Raw genomic sequence first — 2,099 nt, 5'->3', positions numbered from 1 at the left:
CGGCCTCGGCAGCCACCGCCAGTTCCCGCCGCAGAGTGTCGACATACGGAGTGAGGTCCATGACGTCATAATGGCACCACTATGGCGCCATTGGCAAGTCCAAGCGCCGGCACCGTGGGGGCCGACTTGCGTGCGGCCACCCTGAGCTGGCAAAAGTAAAGAGGATAAGGAGGCCAACCAGAGTCAATACGGCACCATGCAGGCCCACTTGCCCCCGTGGAACGGACCCTCGAACGGTCATGGCCGCCGACTCCCGCACATCGCGGGCAGCAGCGCGAAGCGGAGCGAAGTAGCACGAAGTAGCGCTAAATCGGCTGTCGGCACGCCCTTGTAGGCTTCCGGCATGCCAGAGTCCGCAGAACCGCAAGCACTGGTGAGCGGGAGCCACGTGCGGCAAGCCGTGGCCCACTGTGTCAACGCCCTCACCGGCCTCCCCGCGGCCCATTGGAATGGACGGGCCGGCAGCCTGGAGTGGACACGCCGGGAGACTCTGGAACACCTCGCGGATGACTTGTTCACGTACGCGCTGCGGTTCGGTCTCGCGCAGCCGATGGACGTGCCACGTGTGCCCCTACGCGTCTCTCGTGATCGGCCCCAAGGTCCGGCCAACGTCATCTTCGGCGACGAAGAGGCAGGACCCGAGGGGCTCCTGACCGTAGTGCAGGCGTGCGGCGGACTGCTGGCAATCGCCGTCGACACGGCACCTCCCACCGTCCTGGCGCCGCACGTCTTCGGCGCATCCGACCCGGAGGGGTTCGCGGCGATGGGCGTCGTCGAGACCCTCGTCCATACCCACGACATCGCTCAGGGCCTGCAGCGCGCGTGGGAGCCTCCTCAGGACCTGAGCGAGCGGGTTCTTGTACGGCTGTTCCCTGACGTTCCCATCGCCGGTACTCCGTGGTCGACCCTGCTGTGGGCTACCGGACGTATCGAGATGCCTGACCGCCCCCGCCGGACGAACTGGCGTTGGCATGGCGCACCGCGCGGCGGCAGCTGACTCTCACCACAGCGGAAGACGCCGAAGAGCCGAGCGCGACGCTTGGGGATGCGCCCGATGCGCCCGATGCGCACGACATGCCGACGCCCGCCGGCAGTTCTCCAGGTCGCGCGATCCACCAACGCACGCTACGGGTCACCAACCCGCGTGCGCCGGACACGACCACGACCGTCTCGGCGCAAGCGCCGCGAAACCAGGGATGGATGCACTGGCCCGTTCCACGGCACACACCTCGATCGCCTGAAAGTTGGGTGATTTCAAGCGCAGTTGGCTGGCCGGTGTCCCCACCGATGTCGCCTACGACATCGCCCGCGCCATCATGATGGTCGCCCTCTGTGGCAGCTGAATCCGCGGACGGCGGCCCGGGCCAGGGGTGCCGTCCGCCCCGTTCCCGTACCGCAAGGAGTGCACTGTGCAGCCCCGGCGCCCGGGCGAAGAACCCACCTGGGCCTCCCTGTCCCCGCGTGACAAGGTGCTCGCCGCCTTCGGCATGACCAGCCTGGGAATCGGCGTACTCGCCGTCGTGGCCGTAGTAGTGCTGATCGGCGTCCTGACCATTGGCTTCCTGTCCCGCAACCTGATCGAAGCCGACGGTGCGGGTCCCCTCGTCTGGGCAGCGCTGCTGTTCCTGCCTTGTGGCCTACTCGCCGGGGTGTTCACCTCTCCTGTGCGCCTCCTGCTGCGCCTTTCGGCCGTTTCGGACAAGGTCGAGCACGGTGTGGAGACGGCCCTCTCGGCGACGACGACCTTCCTGGCCGCCCTGTTCGTCGAAGCCTTCACGCCCGGGCTCCGCGTCCAGCACCCCTGGCTACCCGCCCTGCTCGCCACCTTGCTGATCGCCCTTGCCCATCTCGTGATCAGCCACCTGGAGGACCGCAGGAACCAAGGCCGCGACAGCGCCTGATCGTTCTTCGTCCCCGGGTGGCCTCCGGCGCACCACGGGAGTCCGCCCAGGCCGCGACACCATCTGCACGGCAGGCGACAACCCACCTGGAGGCCACCGCCCCGGCGAGCCATCGGATGTCCCAGACCCGCAAGCCGGCGCGAAGGCCCCTCAGGCCCACTCGACAACCTCGGAGTGGACGTTCTAGGGGCCTCCCTG

General features: G+C 68.1%; 2 protein-coding genes. Both read left to right on the top strand.

All coding sequences use genetic code 11. From position 1 onward, the window contains the following. Positions 1-343: 343 nt before the first annotated feature. On the top strand, positions 344-997 hold the full coding sequence (locus ACO1BR_RS16800; RefSeq protein WP_426795865.1) for a maleylpyruvate isomerase N-terminal domain-containing protein: 654 nt from the start codon (positions 344-346) through the stop codon (positions 995-997). A 412-nt stretch (positions 998-1,409) separates the two neighbouring features. After that, complete coding sequence (locus tag ACO1BR_RS16795) at positions 1,410-1,901, top strand: hypothetical protein (protein WP_426795864.1); 492 nt, start codon at positions 1,410-1,412, stop codon at positions 1,899-1,901. Positions 1,902-2,099: the final 198 nt, after the last annotated feature.

Origin of the sequence: Streptomyces sp. YGL11-2 (genome assembly GCF_050054615.1) — a bacterium.
Lineage (GTDB): Bacteria > Actinomycetota > Actinomycetes > Streptomycetales > Streptomycetaceae > Streptomyces.
This window is presented reverse-complemented; position numbering and strand designations above follow the sequence as displayed.